Annotated in this window: 17 protein-coding genes; 15 read left to right on the top strand and 2 right to left on the bottom strand. The window is 41.3% G+C overall.

The window, feature by feature from the left end:
* Nucleotides 1-314 precede the first annotated feature (314 nt).
* Both WHS63_RS08835 and WHS63_RS08840 read left to right on the top strand, forming a co-directional pair.
* Complete coding sequence (locus WHS63_RS08835; protein WP_445204794.1) at nt 315-1706, top strand: alpha-amylase family glycosyl hydrolase; 1392 nt, start codon at nt 315-317, stop codon at nt 1704-1706.
* Nucleotides 1707-1920: 214 nt separating this feature from the next.
* Nucleotides 1921-3108: an FprA family A-type flavoprotein gene (locus tag WHS63_RS08840; protein ID WP_445204795.1), complete on the top strand. Its 1188-nt coding sequence runs from the start codon at nt 1921-1923 to the stop codon at nt 3106-3108.
* Between the two features lie 98 nt (nt 3109-3206).
* On the opposite strand, the gene WHS63_RS08845 is transcribed toward WHS63_RS08840, so the two are convergent.
* Nucleotides 3207-3476, bottom strand: a complete 270-nt coding sequence (locus tag WHS63_RS08845; RefSeq protein WP_445204796.1) for a cupin domain-containing protein — start codon at nt 3474-3476, stop codon at nt 3207-3209.
* Between the two features lie 95 nt (nt 3477-3571).
* On the opposite strand from WHS63_RS08845, the gene WHS63_RS08850 reads away from it, so the two are divergent.
* The 6 genes from WHS63_RS08850 (at nt 3572) to WHS63_RS08875 (ending at nt 10466) form a co-directional block, all read left to right on the top strand.
* Nucleotides 3572-3961 carry a thioesterase family protein gene (locus WHS63_RS08850; RefSeq protein ID WP_369488470.1) on the top strand — a complete coding sequence of 130 codons (390 nt, stop codon included), beginning with the start codon at nt 3572-3574 and terminating at the stop codon, nt 3959-3961.
* A 9-nt stretch (nt 3962-3970) separates the two neighbouring features.
* Nucleotides 3971-4729 carry an acyl-[acyl-carrier-protein] thioesterase gene (locus WHS63_RS08855; protein WP_445204797.1) on the top strand — a complete coding sequence of 253 codons (759 nt, stop codon included), beginning with the start codon at nt 3971-3973 and terminating at the stop codon, nt 4727-4729.
* A gap of 72 nt (nt 4730-4801) precedes the next feature.
* A complete protein-coding gene (locus WHS63_RS08860) occupies nt 4802-6343 on the top strand; it encodes a DUF4301 family protein (protein WP_445204798.1) in 1542 nt (513 codons plus the stop codon).
* A 338-nt stretch (nt 6344-6681) separates the two neighbouring features.
* Nucleotides 6682-6894, top strand: coding sequence for a hypothetical protein (locus WHS63_RS08865; protein ID WP_445203320.1), 213 nt, complete (start codon nt 6682-6684; stop codon nt 6892-6894).
* Nucleotides 6895-6965: 71 nt separating this feature from the next.
* The gene (locus tag WHS63_RS08870) at nt 6966-7805 is read left to right on the top strand and encodes a GLPGLI family protein (protein WP_445203321.1); all 840 of its coding nucleotides are present in this window, start codon (nt 6966-6968) and stop codon (nt 7803-7805) included.
* 3 nt (nt 7806-7808) lie between these two features.
* On the top strand, nt 7809-10466 hold the full coding sequence (locus WHS63_RS08875; RefSeq protein ID WP_445203322.1) for a hypothetical protein: 2658 nt from the start codon (nt 7809-7811) through the stop codon (nt 10464-10466).
* 20 nt (nt 10467-10486) lie between these two features.
* Here the strand turns inward: WHS63_RS08875 and truA are convergent, their stop codons facing one another.
* Nucleotides 10487-11254: a tRNA pseudouridine(38-40) synthase TruA gene (gene truA, locus WHS63_RS08880; RefSeq protein WP_445203323.1), complete on the bottom strand. Its 768-nt coding sequence runs from the start codon at nt 11252-11254 to the stop codon at nt 10487-10489.
* 885 nt (nt 11255-12139) lie between these two features.
* Here truA and WHS63_RS08885 point away from each other — a divergent pair.
* Genes WHS63_RS08885 through WHS63_RS08915 form a run of 7 tightly spaced genes read left to right on the top strand, consistent with a single transcriptional unit; the run spans nt 12140 to nt 18235 of the window.
* On the top strand, nt 12140-13141 hold the full coding sequence (locus WHS63_RS08885) for an AAA family ATPase (RefSeq protein WP_445204799.1): 1002 nt from the start codon (nt 12140-12142) through the stop codon (nt 13139-13141).
* 5 nt (nt 13142-13146) lie between these two features.
* Complete coding sequence (locus tag WHS63_RS08890) at nt 13147-13566, top strand: hypothetical protein (protein ID WP_445203200.1); 420 nt, start codon at nt 13147-13149, stop codon at nt 13564-13566.
* Between the two features lie 8 nt (nt 13567-13574).
* The gene (locus WHS63_RS08895; protein ID WP_445200381.1) at nt 13575-14465 is read left to right on the top strand and encodes a DUF58 domain-containing protein; all 891 of its coding nucleotides are present in this window, start codon (nt 13575-13577) and stop codon (nt 14463-14465) included.
* Nucleotides 14462-15466 carry a hypothetical protein gene (locus WHS63_RS08900; RefSeq protein ID WP_445204800.1) on the top strand — a complete coding sequence of 335 codons (1005 nt, stop codon included), beginning with the start codon at nt 14462-14464 and terminating at the stop codon, nt 15464-15466. Before WHS63_RS08895 ends, WHS63_RS08900 begins: the two co-directional genes overlap by 4 nt.
* A gap of 6 nt (nt 15467-15472) precedes the next feature.
* Nucleotides 15473-16462, top strand: a complete 990-nt coding sequence (locus WHS63_RS08905; protein ID WP_445204801.1) for a vWA domain-containing protein — start codon at nt 15473-15475, stop codon at nt 16460-16462.
* A gap of 13 nt (nt 16463-16475) precedes the next feature.
* Nucleotides 16476-17519: a vWA domain-containing protein gene (locus WHS63_RS08910; protein ID WP_445204802.1), complete on the top strand. Its 1044-nt coding sequence runs from the start codon at nt 16476-16478 to the stop codon at nt 17517-17519.
* Entirely contained in the window at nt 17516-18235 is a 720-nt protein-coding gene (locus WHS63_RS08915; protein WP_445204803.1) for a tetratricopeptide repeat protein, read from the top strand. The genes WHS63_RS08910 and WHS63_RS08915 overlap by 4 nt, the downstream gene beginning before the upstream one ends.
* Nucleotides 18236-18237 lie beyond the last annotated feature (2 nt).

Consider the following 18237-nt stretch of genomic DNA (forward strand, 5'->3'; position numbering starts at 1 on the left):
ATTGATTACTTTTGAACCCTAACCACCTGATTAACAATTAGGCATTTTTTGATTTTAAATTATTTTGGACAGCTGTGTCTCAGGAGCAATTCTAACCTAGAGTATCGTTCCTGATGTTGAACTTTTAGTTTCATTTTACTTATGATTTAGGTTAGGGAGATTTTGAACTCAAACAAGTTACAGATTTTTTTATTTCAAATAGTAGAAATCATATAAAATTATTCCTAAATTAGCAAAGGCCTGTAATTACGGGCATTTCCTATTCGCAAACGTGTGAAAGCTGATAAATCAATTTCAAATAAACCAATAGCAATATGAGACAAAAGAATCTATTTAGCTTGAGAAGCATTTTGTTTGCAGCCCTAATTGCTGCAACAATGGTATTTGCCTCTTGTAAGCAGCAGCCTAAGGAGGCTGAGCCATTCCGCGTAGAGCATGCCAATTGGGTTTACAATGCTACCATTTACGAGGTAAATGTTAGGCAATACACACCTGAAGGAACGTTCAAAGCCTTTGAGCAACACCTGCCTCGCCTAAAAGATTTAGGGGTTGATATACTTTGGTTCATGCCAATTCATCCCATTGGAGTTGAGAACCGTAAAGGAACGCTAGGTAGTTACTACTCCGTTAAGGATTACTATGGTATTAACCCCGAGTTCGGAACACTCGACGACTTTAAGTCAGTTGTTACCAAGGCTCATGAGCTGGGTATGAAGGTGATAATTGACATTGTGGCAAACCACACCTCGCACGATGCTGTTCTCTTAACTGAGCATCCCGATTGGTACGTGCGCGATTCCTCGGGTAGGGTTGTTTCACCATTCGATTGGACCGACGTGGCTAAGTTAGACTACTCAAAACCTGAATTACGTCGTTACATGATTGACATGCTTAAGTATTGGATTAAGGATATTGACCTCGATGGGTTTAGGTGCGATGTGGCCGCTGAGGTTCCAACCGATTTCTGGAACGAGGCTCGTGCTGAGCTTAACCAGCTTGGCAAACCCATTTTCATGCTTGCTGAGGCTGAAACCCCTGAACTACAAAAATATGCGTTTGATGCTGATTATGCCTGGGAGTTCCATCATATTATGAATGGTATTGCACAGGGCAAGAAATCTGTTGTTGAGCTGGAGCAATACCTGCTCAAAAAAGCAGCCACTTATCCTAAGAATACCATTAAAATGAATTTTATCACCAACCACGATGAGAACTCATGGAATGGAACTGAGTTTGAGCGTATGGGCGATGCGGTTAAAACCATGGCTGCACTCACATTTGTTATTGATGGGATGCCTCTTATTTATACCGGCCAGGAGGTTGGCCTAAACCATAGGCTACAGTTTTTTGAAAAGGACCAGGTTGACTGGACCGATAGTAAAGGTTTGACTGATTTTTACAAAAAACTCACTGCGTTGAAAAAGTCCGCAAAGGTTCTTGATGCCGCAGAGCAGGGAGCCGACATTTTCCGAATAATAACCACTGCCGATAGCTCAATTTTCGCATTTACACGCGAAAATGAAACTCAAAAGCTATTTGCTATTTTCAACCTATCGGCCAAGGAACAGACCTTTAGCTTTACTGGCGATGCGCATTTGAATACCAGCTATGTTGAGTATTTCAGCAATAGCTCTAAAGAGTTCACAAAGGATGAGAGAGTAACTCTAAAACCATGGGAGTTCTCAATCTACTTAAGCAATAAGTAAAGTTTTCAAGATTAAAAAGAGGCTGTCCTCAAAGGGCAGCCTCTTTTGATTTTATTGAGTTTAAAAAGTTTTACCTATTACTTGAGGATGATAGCTTATTCTTAAGATGCTATTTTTATTTAGATTGATTTTTAACAATCTGCTGGTTGTTTAACAAATCACTTTAACTTTCTACTTTTGCCATAAGTTTAAAAACAAAAAATACTAAAGCATTATGTATTACAATATCCCTGTTGTTGGAAAGGTTCACTGGATAGGGGTGAACGATCGACGTAAGAGGCTTTTTGAGAACATCTGGCCTTTGGATAGGGGCGTTTCCTACAATTCATACCTGATTGTTGATGAAAAAACCGCGCTGATCGATACCATAGAGGATCGGGCGGCCGGCAATTACATTGAGCGTATAAAGGCATTGCTTAATGGACGTACGCTTGACTACCTGATTATTAACCACATGGAGCCCGATCATTCCGGGGAGATTAAAGAGATTTTTGAGCAATTTAAAGGGGTTAAGCTGGTTGGGAATGCCAAAACTTTTAAGATGGTTGAAGCTTACTGGGGTATTAATGAAAACCTAATACAGGTAGATGATGGCGATACCCTTGACCTTGGTTTCCACAAGCTGAAATTTGTGATGACACCATGGGTGCATTGGCCCGAAACCATGATGACCTTCGATCAAACCGAACAAATCCTTTTCTCCGGCGATGCCTTTGGCAGCTTTGGCGCGTTAGATGGCGGAATTTTTGATGATGAAATCAACTTTGATTTCTTTGAGGATGAAATGCGCCGCTATTATTCTAATATAGTAGGGAAATACAGCAACATGGTGCAAAAAGCTTTTGCAAAGCTTAAGGATGTACCTGTAAAGGTGATTGCACCTACTCATGGCCCCGTTTGGCGGTCAAACCCCAATAAAGTAATTGAACTGTACGACCGGTGGAGCCGTTACGAGGCTGAGGAGGGTGTTGTTATCATTTTTGCATCAATGTACGGTAATACGGAAGCTATTGCCGATTACATAGGCCGTAAAGTGGCAGAGAATGGTATTAAGAACATTCGCATACACGATGTTTCTCGCACCCACATTAGCCATTTGATTAACGAAATTTGGAAATATCGTGGTCTTGTTTTGGGGTCATGTGCATATAACTCGGAAATGTTCCCTCTTATGGAGCAGCTTACCCGTGAGCTAACACATATGGGAATAAAAAATAAAAAGTTGGCTCTTTTTGGCAGCTACAGCTGGAATGGCGGTGGAGTGAAAAACCTACTTAAGTTTGCTGAGGAAGCCAAACTTGAACTGGTTGCTGAACCTGCCGAGATATATGGCAAACCTAATGCCGAAAAGCTTAAGCAGTTCGATTTGTTAGCTCAGAAAATTGCAGAGAGCGTTAAGTAGGGGAAATACCTGAAGAAAAAATGAAAAAGAGACGTTTAAATAACGTCTCTTTTTTATTTAAAACCATTAAGTAATAACCTTTCCTGAACTGGAAGGCATTACTTAAAGTTGTAATGTTTCCGAATAGGCTTTTTAACCGTCCAAACACATTTTAACCCTTTCTTAAAGGTAACAAAGTCGCCTGTCCTAACAGTGTAGGTACCCTCGTCGGTTTTTACATCTACCTCACCATCAAGAATCAGGCATTCCTCGTCGGTATCGTAATACCAATCAAAAGTAGATATTTCCTTAGTCCAAATAGGCCAATTCTTTATGCCCATTTTGCTTATTTGTTCATCCGTTAGCTTTTCAATTATCACCTTGCTCATGGTTGCTTAACTTGGTTTACATGCAAAAATAGAAATAAATGGGCTAAGTTGAAAATTGTTCATATCTTTGTAAAAGCACTAAAAACACTAATGGTATGGAGTTTAACATTCCCCTAGGCATTGAATTTACTGCAACCGAAATGGTTACAAAGGATAACACTGCATCAAAATACGGCTCAGGCCTTGTTGATGTTTTTGCCACACCGGCAATGGTGGCGCTTATGGAAAAGGCAGCTCTTAATGCTGTTTTACCACATCTGCCCCATGGGTTCAATACCGTTGGTACTGAGATTTGTGTTAAACACACCAAGGCTACACCTTTGGGTTGGGAAGTTCACAGCAAGGCCACCCTTAAAGAGGTTGATGGTAAAAAACTTGTTTTTGATGTGGTGGCATGGGATAGTGAAGGCGAAATTGGCAGGGGTACCCATACCCGCTACATTATCGACAGTAAACGTTTTATGGAAAAGTTCTCATCCAAATAGTCTACTTTGATGAATTTTGATACCTATCAGTTCCCAAAATACCACAGGCATAAGCTAAAGGTTCATTCGTACGAGGTTGATTTTAATCAAAGGTTAACAGTTACGGCCCTGTTTAATTACTTGCAGGAGATTGCCTGGGAGCATGCTCATTTACTGGGTTATGGCTGGGAGCATCTGTTACAGAAGGGTTGGTTTTGGGCCCTGTCGCGTGTTGAAGCTGAAATATACCGATTACCTGCATGGACCGATGAGGTAGTTCTGTTAACCTGGCCTAGGGGAGTTGATGGAATTTTTGCCCTACGCGATTTTGAGGTATATGACTATTTAGGAAATAAAATAATTGCTGCAACATCGAGCTGGTTGGTTCTTAACATTCAAACCCGTCGGCCAGTAAGGGCAGAGTGGTATTCAGATTTAGATTATGCAACTAGAAGTTCATTAGGGCGCAATGCATCCAAACTGGTTGAACAAAGCGTTAGCCCTGAATTTTCGGAAAAATTCAATGTTCGCATTGGCGATATAGATATTAACCAACACGTTAATAATGTTAGGTATATCGATTGGGCCTACAATACCTTTAGCATTGAGCATTTTAAAAGCTATTTTCCCAAAAGGGTTGTGGTTAACTTTAATGCTGAAGGTAAAGCAAACGATAGCATAATTGCATCACGTTATCAAAATACGCAAGATGAAAGCATTGTTGAAATAGCGAACGCCAGTAACGGAAAAAACTTGTGTCGGTTGATGTTTGAATGGGGAAAAATTTAATAAATTTAAAATTAATTTTCTTTCCCAATCATTATGAAAGTTTTAATAAAATAGAACCCAAAAAATAACACTATGTATAGCCAGCAGGATATTGAGCAGATGCAGCGAAAGGGAATAACTCCCGAAATGGTTGAGCAGCAAATTCAATCATTTAAAAAGGGCTTCCCTTACATGAAGTTGGTTAAACCCGCTACCGTGGGCAACGGGATAATTCGGTTGGATGGAGAGGAACTTGATAGCCTCATTGAAATGTACCGCGATTTTGAGGGTAGTAGGGTTAAGTTTGTTCCTGCATCGGGTGCGGCTACCCGTATGTTTAAACATCTCTATGAGTTTCAGTCCGATTACCCGGTAAAAGGGTTGAAGTGTTTTAACGATAAAGGTTTTAATACCGTTTTCACCTTTTTCGAGAGAATAAAAGAGTTCCCATTTTTCGACAAGCTTTACAATGAACTCTGGATGCAGGGATATAAGATGGATGAACTTATTGATAGTAAGGATTATATGCCCATTGTAAATACTCTGTTAGGTCCCGAGGGGCTAAATTACGGAAATCTGCCAAAGGCGCTTATCCTCTTCCATAAGTATGGCGATATTGCTCGTACTGCCATGGAAGAGCATCTGGTTGAGGGGGCACAGTATGCTCGCGACCAGCATGGTAATGTAAATATTCACCTTACAGTGTCGCCCGAACACATTGCTGGCTTTGAACAGCTAATTGAACGCGTAAAGTCATACTACGAAAACCACTATGAGGTAACCCTTAACATTACCTACTCGGTTCAAAAGCCATCAACCGACACCATTGCGGTTGATATGGACAATAATCCTTTCCGAAACGATGATGGCACTCTACTTTTTCGCCCCGGCGGGCATGGTGCATTAATTGAGAATCTCAACGATTTAGGCCACGAATTGGTGTTCATTAAGAATATCGACAACGTTGCTCCAGACCATCTTAAACCGCTAACCGTTCGGTATAAAAAAGCACTTGCGGGAATGCTGCTTAGCTATCGGGGTATTATTTATAAATACCTACAAGAGTTCGACAGCCAAAACCTTTCGGTTGACGAACTTCTGGCCATTCTTGACTTTACCCGCGATGAGCTCTGTGTTATACCACCGGCATCGTTAAATACATCGGACCCTGAGGAGCTGAACAAGTATCTGTTTAGCGTGCTTAATAGGCCAATTAGGGTGTGCGGTATGGTTAAAAATGAGGGAGAGCCCGGTGGTGGCCCATTCTGGGCAGTCAATCCCGATGGCACAACATCGCTTCAGATTGTTGAAAGTTCACAGATAGATATGAACGACCCTACTTCTAAATCTATCCTGAATGCATCAACCCATTTCAATCCTGTTGATATAGTATGCTCATTCATTGATTTTAAAGGGAATAAGTTTAACCTGCTTAACTACCGCGATCCGCAAACCGGCTTTATTTCAGTAAAGAGCAAGGATGGTAAACAGCTCAAGGCGTTAGAGCTTCCGGGGCTTTGGAATGGTGCCATGAGCAACTGGAATACCATTTTTGTTGAAGTACCCTTGGCAACATTCTCGCCAGTTAAAACTGTAAACGATCTTTTGCGGGAGGAGCATCAACCCTGCAGGTAAGCAAGCTATATTAGATTATCAGGATACTCTATCCTTGTAAGGTATAACCCCTCAGCCGGAGCAGAGGTTCCATTTTTATTGTTTATTTTTCAGGCATTTGCAGTCAAGACCTTATCGTTGTTATATAATACTTATATTTAAGTCTTATCATAATATATTTGTCATACGAACAAGAAATATCATTAAAATTATTATTTGTGTTATATAACATATGAAAAATTATTGACAACATTGTTTTTTTTTTTTTAATATTGGAATGTTTTTAGCAAAGGGCCCAACTAAGAACTACCCAAACCCCAAGGGTATATTTGTTTGGGGGTGATAAAAATAAAAATGTCATGAAAAGGAAATTAAAAATTAGAAACCTGTTCTTTATTCTTAGTTTTATGTTACTTCCATTTGGTGAAGTGAATGCTGATGAACCACAAGCATGCATAACTGTAAGAATAGTATGCGAAAATGGAAATGTAGCATATTATAACGGTTGTGGTAGTGCAAAAGTGCTTGCCGAAGAATTGGATCTTGTGATTAGGTATCATTGTGGAAATTAATTTAAAAAAAAACTGGCTTTTAATGCCAGTTTTTTTAATTGAATCTAATACCGATTAATTAACATACTATTATGAAACATCATAATAAATTAGCACTTTTATGCTATATACTATTATTCCAAAGTAATAATATTTATTGCCAATCAGATGACATTCTCGATCTGGTTCGTTTAAAAGTACATTACAGGTACACATTCTTTCCCGATTCAAACAGAACGACGGGCGTAGCTGTTTCTGACATGGTATTGCAGATTGGAAAAGAGATCTCTAGATTTGCTGAAGTTGGAAAAATCTTTTCCGATTCATTACTCTATTCTACTGGAAATACTAACGATCTAAGTGTGCTTCATAGAATTGTGGCGTATAAAACTTCAAGCAATGGACATATTTTTTCGAATTACTCAATCTACAAAAATTACCCAACCCGTGGTGATTTGGTATTTATTCACAGTAAAGGGAATTTAGGGGGGAATTATTACGTAAAGGATAACGAAAAAATGGAATGGACGCTTGTAAACCATGCCGACACAGTGATTCTGGGGTACAGATGCAAGAAAGCGCTAACCCATTTCAGGGGTAGAAACTACATAGCCTGGTACTCAATGGAGATTCCTGTGAGCGATGGTCCCTATAAGTTCAGGGGATTACCGGGATTGATTCTTTTGGTGCATGACACCCAAAATTTGCACAGGTTTGAGATTGTTGGCCTGAATGATAAAAACGTTAGTCAAATATACATTACCAGTAGTCTTGATAAATATGATGAAATAAGCCCCAAGGAGTTTGTGAAAGCGTTTTACTCGGAGAACATAAATCTGTACAGCACGATGAGCGATGGTTTGCCCAAAGAGCAGAAGGCTAACATGTTGAAAAAGGTAAAGTCATGGAATAATTTTATAGAGAAGTTCTAGAACATGAATACCCTGAGGGCTGTATTGTATCTATGGCTACTGCAGCTGATGGTTTTCCCCTTGCATGGTCAGTCAGTTAGGGGGACCCTACGCGATGCTTCGGGTAACCCCCTCGAAGGGGCAAGCGTAATCGTATCGCCAGCTAGCGACCCCGAGAGTGTGGTTGCCTTTGGGTTTACCAAATCCGATGGTGCATTTGATGTGGCTGTCAAGGTTAAAGATTCCGCCGATACGGTACTGGTACAGTTTCGAATGCTAGGATACCGGGAGAAAACTGTTCGTGTTGCGCTTGCAAGCAGTTCGGCCATGAAGGTTGTGCTGGAGGAAAACCGAATGCACATTGACGAGGTTGTGGTGAAGGGTGAGCCCATTAGGCAAAATGGCGACACTATCAGATACCTGGTTGGCTCGTTTGTCAAGGGCAAGGACTTAACTATCGGCGATGTTATCAAAAGCATGCCGGGTTTTGAGGTATCCGATGATGGGACCGTGTATTACGAGGGAAAACCTATTCAAAACTACTACATAGAGGGGCTCAACCTGATGGGTGGGGGCTATTCGATAGTGAATAGGAGTATGCCACACAGCGCAGTTGGAGCTGTGGAGGTGTATAAGAGGCACCAGCCAGTTAAAATATTAGAAGGCATAGTGCCAGCCGATGGCACGTCCATAAACCTGAGGCTTAAGCGCGATGTGACGCTTACGGGCAGCACGCTTGTAGGGGCAGGCTACAAGCCCTACCTGTACGACCTGAACCTAACCCCCATGCTATTCAAAAAAGAGGAGCAGGCAGTGATAACGGCTCAGCTCAACAATACGGGTAAAGAGCTGGAATCGCAGTTCAGCTCTTTTGAGCTGGGAAGCAGCGTGCTGTCCTCGTTAAACCTGTTCAGGCCCAGGTATGTTAACGTTTCGCAAGTGCCGAACCCTAACATTGAGCGATCGCGTTACTACGATAACAGCTCTATGTTTATTGCCTACAAGCATCTGTTTAAGCTTAGACCTGACGTTGAGCTAAAGGCCGACATCAACTATTTCTCGGATCGGAGCTATAGGTACGGGGAGGTTGTTAACCGCTACATCTTTGTTGATTCAGTGCTGGTCAGGTCGGAGGTTACCACTAATAGATTTTACTTGAACTCATTAAGGGTTGGTGGCAAGTTGATGCAAAACACCAGTTCCCGTTACCTGAACTCCTCTGTGTACCTTACCGGCCACTGGGATGAACGTTATGCCACCCTGAGTGGGTTGAGCCAGGTAAACCAGAAGGCCGACGTTCCAAGTTTGACCTTTGTCAATGAGAATGATGTGGTGTATAGGAGGGGAAACCGGTTTACCCGGTTGTACACGTATACGCTCTACATGGGTGCGAATCAATCGCTTGGCATTAAACCGGGGCCATTTGCGACAGAGCTGAATGGTAGCCAGCCATATGATGAGGCGAGGCAGGTAGTTAGGGCAGAAAGGTATGAGGTCAAGGCTTTTTGGGGGACAACCTACAACTTTAAGCCATGGCTGCTGGAGTTTAGGCCCTCATTTAATTTTGAGGGTGGGCATTACAAGACACAAGTCGAAAGGGATGGGGTTAGGGTACAAGTGGATTCCTTGACGAGTGCAAAGCAATGGAGGCTTGCAAGGCCAGGGGTTGAGGCCACAGCAACCTTTGATAGAGGCGCGTATCTAGTTTCGTTACACTTGCCTTGGGGTATTCGGTACCTTGAGGAAAGCGACGTGGGTTTTACCAGCGTTGGGTTTTCGCAATACTTTTCTCCATTTCTGAAAGCAAAGTACAAGATTAGCCCTCAGTGGGAGGTGTCGGGTAGTGCTGGTTATAGCAAGGAGCTGACAGATCCCAGCAAATCTTCAAATGGTTATGTGATAGTAAGCCATAACCACATGGTTCGCAATTCATGGAATCAAAACTCATCGGACCGGTACTTCGGTAAAGCCGTGGTTTCCTATTCAAATCCAATAAAGGGACTTCACTCTAACATGGCGTTCTTCAGACAAGCGGTAAGCAGGGATAATATTCTTGAGCGAACCCTGGTGAGCCGTGATTTGATAGCATATGTGTCTTCAAAAATGCCAAACAAATCAGTTTCCAGTAAGGTAAGCGCAGAGGTCTCATGGTTTATTTTTAGCCTTCAAACCTCGCTGGCGTGTAAGTATGAGCTATTATGGGGAAAACAGGATGAGTTAATTATGCACCGCATCCAGCAAGGCAGAACGGTAAATGACGTTTTAACCGCTAGCACTAGTTTTACCCTTCTGACTAGCTGGGAGTTTGGGTATAAGTTCAGAAAGGCAAACTCATACTATAGCCTTTCGAGTTCCAGATTCAGGTATATAGATCAAAGCCATACGGTGAGCGTGCTGTTTTACTGGTCTTCGAGCATATTGGGTGCTGATTTTGAGCGATACATTTTTGTACGCAACGCAAGCACCAGCGGTGTGGCAAACTTTATAAACCTATTCTACTCCCAAAAGTTTCAAAGCGGGAGGTACCAGCTGAAAGTTTCGTGTAATAACTTGCTTAATGCCAGGAGTTTTGATATCATTAATTTTTCCGATTCGTTCATAACCCAAAGTACAGTACTCTTGCGGCCCAGAATGTTCATGGTAACCCTGACAATGCCCCTTTTGCCCATAGCGCGGAACTAAACACTAGCACAAATCCTGTATTAAATGGTTGACGAAAAAATTATGGAGGGATACTCTATCCTTGTAAGGTATAACCCCTCGGCCGGAGCAGAGGTTCCGGCCAATTTTCTATCGCGCTTCTCAATTACTTGGGCAAACTCTTCTGGTGTTATTTTTCCTCTTCCCACATCAACTAGGGTGCCTACAATGGCACGTACCATGTTGCGTAAAAACCGGTTCGCCTCAATGGTAAATATGAGCAGGTTGCCACTCTCGTTCCATTCCGCTTTATATATCTGGCAGTTATTGGTTTTTGTTTCGGAGCCAACCTTACTAAAGCTGGTAAAATCGGTATAGTTCATTAACTGTTGTGCTGCCAGCTGCATATTATCAACGTTTAGCTGGGCATCGTAAAACCACGATAGGCCAATCCAAAAGGGATCTTTGTTCCGGCAAATCACATACTCATAACCCCTTAAGGTGGCATCGAAACGGGCATTCGCATCTGGTTTTACTTTTTTAATTTGATGAATGGCGATATCGTTGGGTAGAATTCTGTTTAAGCTGTGCAAAAACTTACTGTCTGATTCCAAATTGCTGACTACAGAATCGAAATGCGCCACATAGAACCTGGCATGAACACCTGTATCGGTTCTACCTGCACCAATGGTCTGGATGTCTTCCTTGAGAAGTATGCTCAGGGCATTATTGATATAACCCTGAACGCTTGCGGCATTTTCCTGTATTTGCCAGCCATGATAGTTTGTGCCCCTGTACGATAGGTAAATGAAATATCTATTTATTGCCATTATACTTGCTTTTGACCTTCCTATAACACATCGTTTACTTACTATGTATTTAAAAGAAAAATGTAAAAAAATGGTTCATTAGATTCCTGTTTAATAATCCACCTTGCTTTAAATTACACAACAAATATACTCGTATATAAAGCTATTTTGAAATATTTCCGAGATTCGTCCATGGAATTTTTCTATTGACGAATTTCCTCTAAAAATGTTTCTGTATCCACATTCTTATTAGTCCGGTTGAACTTGTTAATTCATGGTCGTTTGGTTTAACTGTTCTCTTTTTACTATGCCTCTAACATCCTCTAACTCCATCAAATTCTCTCTATTCCGACTCATTCCGTTCATTCCATTCATTCCGACTCATTCCCGCCTCAAACATCGCGTTTCACGGCTCACGGTTCACGTTTAACGGACTCAAACTTCCTCTAACTCCACCATATTCTGTCTATTCCGATTCATTCCGACTCATTCCCGCCTCAAATCTTGCGTTTCACGGCTCACGGTTCACGTTTAACGGACTCAAACTTCCTCAAACTTCTTCTAACTTCTTCTAACTTCTTCTAACTTCTTCTAACTTCTTCTAACTTCCTCTAACTTCCTCTAACTTCCTCTAACTTCCTCTAACTTCCTCTAGCTCCATCGTATTTTCTCTATTCCGACTCCTTCCGTTCATTCCGATTCATTCCGAATCATTCCTCTATATGTTAATTTATGGTACTTGGATTTATTTAAAAATCAATTATGAAAGTGTCTGAAAACCTTTAACTACCTTTATTACAGCTAAAATTTCATTTAACGAAAATTAACATCACAGGCATCTATTTATTATCATATTTGCAAATGAGGTTTCATATAAGGTTAAACAAATTTTAAAAAGATATTTTTATGAGTGTTCAATCGTCCCTTGACATTAAGGAGCTAAATGAGAGGATAAGACTTGAAAGTTCCTTTGTTGACATTATCAACATTGAAATGGGCAAGGTAATTGTTGGCCAAAAACACCTTGTTGAGTCGTTACTGGTTGGATTACTTGCCGATGGACACATTCTACTTGAAGGTGTACCCGGCTTAGCCAAAACGCTTGCCATTAATACTTTGGCAAACATCATCGATGTAAAGTTTAACCGTATTCAGTTCACCCCCGATTTGCTTCCTGCCGACCTTATAGGAACACTTATTTACAGCCCCAAATCCGAACAATTTACCGTTAAAAAAGGGCCAATTTTTGCAAACTTTATTCTTGCCGATGAAATTAACCGTGCTCCAGCTAAGGTTCAAAGCGCTTTGCTTGAGGCCATGCAGGAACGTCAGGTAACCATTGGCGACGAAACCTACAAACTCGAAGAACCTTTTCTGGTTTTGGCAACCCAGAACCCAATTGAACAGGAAGGAACCTATCCGCTTCCCGAGGCTCAGGTCGACCGTTTCATGCTTAAGGTCAAAATTGGTTATCCAAAGCTGGAGGAGGAACGCCTTATCATGCGTGAAAATCTGGCCATGCAGTTCCCAAAACCCGAGAAAGTTCTAAAACCCACCGATATTGTGAAAGCGCGTCAGGTTGTTCGTGAGGTTTACATGGATGAAAAAATTGAAAAGTATATTCTGGATATAGTGTTCGCAACTCGCTATCCGGCACAGTATAACTTGCAGCAATTTGAACCCATGATTTCCTATGGAGCCTCACCTCGCGCATCCATTAGCCTTGGGTTGGCTTCAAAGGCTTACGCCTTTATTAAACGTCGTGGATACGTTATTCCTGAGGATGTTCGCGCTGTATGTTTCGATGTTTTGCGTCATCGTATTGGATTAACCTATGAGGCCGAGGCCGAAAACATTACATCGGAGGATATAATTACTGAAATACTTAACACGATAGAGGTTCCATAGCAACCATGAAACCATTGGCTATCATATTCCTTGCAGTAGCAATCGCTTTCTTGAGCCTAACAGCTAGCGCTCAGAATTACATTGGCTTACACAAGGATGAAATAGCCAAACGGATGCCGCAGGAGAATAAAGGTTTCTACTTTGAAAAGGAGGTGAATGTCGACGACCGGGGCTTTTTGAAGTACGTTAACACCCTCGATGAGCAGACCATACTTTTCATGATTGATACTGATGGCTTTTGCACTGCGGTATCTAGAATGTATAACACGTGGCTTTACGACCAGGTTGTGAATGAACTGAATAGCAAATATCAACAGGTATCAACCAATAAGTGGCTTGAAGTTAAGGAGGGCAAGAGTTACGATTTAACCCTGATAAAAGGGAAATGGTTTCTTACCCTTACCATCAGGCCTCACTCAAAATAGCTATAGCCGTGGAAACAGCAGAACTTCTGAAAAAAGTTCGACGTATTGAGATTAAAACAAGGGGATTAACCCGCCAAATATTTGCCGGTCAATACCATAGCGCTTTTAAGGGGCGCGGTATGGCCTTTAGCGAGGTTCGCGAGTATAGGGTAGGTGACGATATTCGCAGTATCGACTGGAACGTTACTGCTCGTTACAACCAACCCTACGTTAAGGTTTTTGAGGAGGAGCGTGAACTTACTGTTATGCTTCTCATCGATGTTAGCGGTTCGCAGAACTTTGGCTCCACCCAACACTTTAAAAGGCATGTAATAGCTGAGGTTGCTGCTGTTCTTGCCTTTTCGGCCATTCAAAATAACGATAAAATTGGGGTTATTCTCTTTTCCGATAAGGTGGAAAAATTTATTCCACCCCAGAAGGGTAGCAAACACATACTCAGAATAATAAGCGAATTGCTGAATTTTGAGCCATCGGGCAAGGAAACAAATATTGCTGAGGCGCTTAGGTTCTTGACAAACGCTATAAAAAAGCGCAGCACTGCTTTTGTGCTGAGCGATTTCATTGATTTTAATGAACAGAATAACCAACCAAGGTTTACCGATGCCATTAGCATTGCTAACAATAAGCACGATGTTGTGGCTATAAGGATTTACGATGATCGCGAAACTCAACTTCCATCCGTTGGCCTTGTCCGTTTTACAGATGCCGAAACAGGTAATGACATTTGGATTGACACAGCAAACAAACTGGTGCAAAACCATTACAGCCAATGGTGGAATATCACTACTGAAAATCTGAAACAGACTTTTACCAAAGCTAAGGTGGATTGGGTATCGGTGCGAACCGACGAGGATTACGTAAAACCCCTAATGTTGCTTTTCAAAAGGAGGTCGAAATGAAGTTAATAAGGTTCGTTTTTATAGTTTTTTTGCTACTAACCCTTAACGTCGATGCTCAGATTGAGCAACTTGAAATAAAAGCTGCATTAAAAGCCGATACAATACTGATTGGTGATAGGGTGGAGTTTGCAATTATGGCTAATGGAAAAGGAAAGTTTTCGGTATCCTTACCAATACTAGCCGATACTTTACCCGGGGGGATATACATTATTGGTAAACCTATTATCGATTCTACCATTAAAAATAATACCCGTAGCTACATCTTTAAACTTCCTGTTACGGCATTTTCTCCCGGAAATGTTAGTGTTTCTAAGTTACCGGTTTTGGTCAATCATGGTGGTAGTGTTGATACTACATGGGTAACTACCAATAGCATATTTGTAAAGCTTGTTCCGCGCGACACCACCCTTAAGGATATCAAGGATATTAAGCCCCCAATAAAGGAACCAATCCGATTTTCGGAGGTGGCTCCTTGGGCCGGATTAGGCTTACTCTTAGCTGCAATTATTATTCTGCTTGTTATGTACCTGCGTAGTCGCAAGCAAAATAAGCCATTCCTCAATATCTTTAAGCCAAAAGAACCCGCTCATGTTGTTGCTCTTAGGGAGTTGATGCTGCTTGAGGAGAATAGGGAGTGGGCTTCGGATAATCCCAAACTGTTCTATACTAAGCTGATCGATATTCTTCGGAATTACCTGGAAGGACGTTTTCAGATTAATGCTCCTGAGCAAACTACAAGCGAGATTCTTTCTGAAATAGCTAGACTTGACTTCGACTTTTCTCCCTACATTGAAACCCTTCGCGAGTTGCTCTTTACTTCCGACCTGGTAAAATTTGCTAAGCATGTAACTACCATCGATGAAAATCGTCGCTTTTTGAGCTTTGCAATCAATTTTGTACACAGCACTAAACCTATTGAAAGTTCAAATGATGGTGAAAACCCAACTGATGAGACTGAGAGTGCCGATAATACCGATTTATTAACCAGTGATTCAAACTAACCGGTTATGCTTTTAGTAGTTTATGCAAACCCAAAGCTTTTATACCTGTTACTGCTAATTCCAGCTTTAGTGGGGTGGTATATTTACAGGTTACATAAATCGAGGGCTGCGCTTATAATTTCAACAGCAAAACACCTAGATAATACTGGCAAGTCAGTAAAGGTATATTTGCGGCATTTTCCATTTGCATTAAGAATGTTAGCATTGGCATTGGCAATTATTGCATTGGCCAGGCCACAATCAACTAATATCCAACGGAATGTTACCACCGAAGGTATTGATATTGTGTTATCGCTCGATGTATCGGGTAGTATGCTCGCCCGTGATTTTAAGCCCGATAGGCTTGAGGCAGCAAAGAGTTTGGGTATTAATTTTATAAGTGGCCGAGCTAACGACCGCATTGGACTCGTAATTTTTGCAGGTGAAAGTTTTACCCTTTGCCCATTAACTACTGACAGAGCAACTCTGATTAATCAGTTTAAAGCTGTAGATATTGGTGTGCTTGAGGATGGCACAGCTATAGGCTCCGGATTAGCCACAGCTATTTCCCGCTTAAAGGATAGCGATGCTAAAAGTAAGGTGATAATCCTCCTCACCGATGGGGTTAATAACCGTGGTGAGATAGCGCCAATGACGGCAGCCGAAATGGCAAAAACCTTTGGTATTAGGGTTTACACCATTGGGGTAGGGACATATGGAACGGCTCCTTATCCCGTTCAAACCCCCTTTGGAACCCGATACCAGGACGTGCAGGTTGAAATTGATGAAGATTTGCTGAAAGGTATTGCCCAGATGACTGGCGGCGAATACTTCAGAGCAACAAACAATAAGGCACTTGAACAGGTTTACCAAAAGATTGACCAGCTGGAAAAATCAAAAATAGAGGTCAATGAGTATGCTAAGCGTGAAGAAAAGTATCGTGGCTGGTTAATGGCAGCTTTTATTTTGCTTTTACTGGAATTTGTTCTAAGTAGAACCTATTTATTAGGAATTTAATTTTAGGATTGCCATGTTTCGTTTTTCTAACCCTGAATATCTTTACCTCTTACTGCTTATACCAGTAATTATTGGATTATTCTGGTATTCCGTACGTAAGCAAAAGCAGTGGATTAATAGTTTTGGCGTATACAAAACCATCCTAAAATTAATGCCAGGACATTCGTTCAAGCGCTACTGGATTAAGTTTATCATTGCCACTGCTGCATACATTTTTATCATTATTGCACTTGCTGGCCCACAGGTAGGTGCAAAACTTACTGAGGTAAAACGCAAGGGTATGGAGATGATTATTGCCCTTGATGTTTCCAACAGCATGCTAGCACAGGATATCAAACCAAATCGCATTGAGCGCGCCAAGCAAGCCATTTCACAGCTTATCGATAAGTTTAGCAATGACCGTATTGGATTGATTGTTTTTGCTGGCGATGCCTACATTCAGCTCCCCGTTACTAACGACTATGCATCGGCTAAACTCTTTTTGTCATCAATAAATCCAGGAATGGTTCCAAAGCAGGGAACTGCAATGGGCAGGGCTATCGAGCTGGCGGTAAATTCCTTTTCGCCCAATGCAAATACCGGGAAGGTGATAGTTTTAATTTCCGATGGCGAAAACCATATCGACGATCCTATTGAAGCTGCAGCAATGGCTGCCGAAAACGGCATTTCTATCTACACCATTGGCATTGGTTCTCCTGAAGGGGCACCTATTCCCCTAGGAAATAATCAGGATTTCCTTAAAGATGCCGATGGAAAGGTTGTTATTACCCGATTGGATGAGGAAACCCTAACAAAAATTGCTGTTACCGCTAGCGGGAAGTATGTTAGGGCTTCAAATACACAGTTTGGTTTACTGCCTGTATATGAGTCACTTAAAAGGGTTGATCGTAAAGCAATTAAGGATAAGGTTTACTCCGAGTACAATGAGCAGTATCAGTATATATTGGCTATTGCCATTGCGCTTTTATTTGCTGAATTAATTATCCTTGACCGTAAAACTTCGCTTTTATCAAAGGTAAACCTTTTTGGTGCCGATAAAACAAGGGAGGAACTATGAGGAAAGATATTGTACTTATCATTCTTTTAGCTGGGTTCACGGTTAGCACTTTTGCTCAAAGTGAGCATAAGCTAATACGACGTGGTAATAGGGCATATAGTAAAAACGATTATTTGGAGTCCGAAGTGCAATACCGTGAAGCACTTGAGAGGAATAAGCACTCCTTCAAGGCAAACTTCAACCTTGGCGATGCCCTCTACAAGCAAAACAAATTCTCTGATTCCGATTCAATCTTTAATGGTATAAACACATCTGCTCTTTCCGATGCTGATAAGTCGATGATTTATTACAATAAAGGGAATTCTCTTTTCAAGCAAAATAAGTTTAAGGAAAGCGCCGATGCCTATAAAATGGCCCTCAAGTATAATCCTAACGATATTGACGCTAAGTATAACCTTTCCGAGGCACTTAGAATGATGCAGAACCAGCAGAACCAGAACAACAATCAGCAGCAAAACAATAGCAACGATAGTAAGGATAACAAGGATCAGAAAGACGATCAAAAGCAAGACAAAAAGGATAATAACAACAATAAACAGGACAATCAACAGAATAACCAGAATAAAAATAACCAACAGCAACAACAACCAAAGATTTCTAAAGAGGATGCAGAGCGAATGCTACAGGCATTACAGCAACGCGAAAAGGACATTCAGGATAAACTAAATAAAAAACAAGCCAAGCCGGTTTCGGGGGCTTCAATCAAAAACTGGTAAAC

It is taken from the genome of Tenuifilum sp., from assembly GCF_037481895.1.
Taxonomy (GTDB): Bacteria; Bacteroidota; Bacteroidia; order Bacteroidales; family Tenuifilaceae; genus Tenuifilum; species Tenuifilum osseticum.

Excerpts from the sequence above, each read along its gene's own strand:
- WHS63_RS08865 (WP_445203320.1), top strand. The coding sequence starts at position 6,682 with ATGAAAAGGAAATTAAAAATTAGAAACCTGTTCTTTATTCTTAGTTTT.
- WHS63_RS08905 (WP_445204801.1), top strand. The coding sequence starts at position 15,473 with ATGCTTTTAGTAGTTTATGCAAACCCAAAGCTTTTATACCTGTTACTG.
- WHS63_RS08850 (WP_369488470.1), top strand. The coding sequence starts at position 3,572 with ATGGAGTTTAACATTCCCCTAGGCATTGAATTTACTGCAACCGAAATG.
- truA (WP_445203323.1), bottom strand. The coding sequence starts at position 11,254 with ATGGCAATAAATAGATATTTCATTTACCTATCGTACAGGGGCACAAAC.
- WHS63_RS08855 (WP_445204797.1), top strand. The coding sequence starts at position 3,971 with ATGAATTTTGATACCTATCAGTTCCCAAAATACCACAGGCATAAGCTA.
- WHS63_RS08875 (WP_445203322.1), top strand. The coding sequence starts at position 7,809 with ATGAATACCCTGAGGGCTGTATTGTATCTATGGCTACTGCAGCTGATG.
- WHS63_RS08900 (WP_445204800.1), top strand. The coding sequence starts at position 14,462 with ATGAAGTTAATAAGGTTCGTTTTTATAGTTTTTTTGCTACTAACCCTT.
- WHS63_RS08845 (WP_445204796.1), bottom strand. The coding sequence starts at position 3,476 with ATGAGCAAGGTGATAATTGAAAAGCTAACGGATGAACAAATAAGCAAA.
- WHS63_RS08890 (WP_445203200.1), top strand. The coding sequence starts at position 13,147 with ATGAAACCATTGGCTATCATATTCCTTGCAGTAGCAATCGCTTTCTTG.
- WHS63_RS08870 (WP_445203321.1), top strand. The coding sequence starts at position 6,966 with ATGAAACATCATAATAAATTAGCACTTTTATGCTATATACTATTATTC.
- WHS63_RS08840 (WP_445204795.1), top strand. The coding sequence starts at position 1,921 with ATGTATTACAATATCCCTGTTGTTGGAAAGGTTCACTGGATAGGGGTG.
- WHS63_RS08835 (WP_445204794.1), top strand. The coding sequence starts at position 315 with ATGAGACAAAAGAATCTATTTAGCTTGAGAAGCATTTTGTTTGCAGCC.
- WHS63_RS08860 (WP_445204798.1), top strand. The coding sequence starts at position 4,802 with ATGTATAGCCAGCAGGATATTGAGCAGATGCAGCGAAAGGGAATAACT.
- WHS63_RS08915 (WP_445204803.1), top strand. The coding sequence starts at position 17,516 with ATGAGGAAAGATATTGTACTTATCATTCTTTTAGCTGGGTTCACGGTT.
- WHS63_RS08910 (WP_445204802.1), top strand. The coding sequence starts at position 16,476 with ATGTTTCGTTTTTCTAACCCTGAATATCTTTACCTCTTACTGCTTATA.
- WHS63_RS08885 (WP_445204799.1), top strand. The coding sequence starts at position 12,140 with ATGAGTGTTCAATCGTCCCTTGACATTAAGGAGCTAAATGAGAGGATA.